The sequence below is a fragment of the Xenorhabdus sp. NBAII XenSa04 genome (assembly GCF_963866145.1).
GTDB lineage: Bacteria > Pseudomonadota > Gammaproteobacteria > Enterobacterales > Enterobacteriaceae > Xenorhabdus > Xenorhabdus indica.
In genome coordinates this window covers 1-257 of sequence record NZ_CAWMEB010000309.1, presented here as the reverse complement: position 1 = coordinate 257, position 257 = coordinate 1, and the positions used below count along the sequence as shown (strand labels likewise).

The following is a 257-nucleotide window of genomic DNA, read 5'->3' as shown; positions in this document are numbered from 1 at the left end:
TGTGGCGGCATTTCGTCCAGTGTCCGGCCTAAGATCTCGTGCGCCAACTGATTGGCCAGCCGGATATCGTCTTTGGTCACTTCGATGTATTCCAGTGTCTTGCCGCGATGTTCGGCCGTCTTGATGTCCCGCTGGTACTGGTGCAACAAGGCGATACTTTGGATCAGGGTGAGATATTTCATATGGTCACGGCGGGTGCGGGTTTTGTCTGACATAAAGGTCAGTTGCGACGCATACGGATTGACCACATTCAGCGG

The 257-nt window shown here is 53.7% G+C and carries 1 pseudogene; it reads right to left on the bottom strand.

Annotation, left to right across the window (positions count from 1 at the left end):
- Positions 1 to 257: pseudogene (locus AAC147_RS10920) on the bottom strand (DNA primase); the annotation flags it as partial.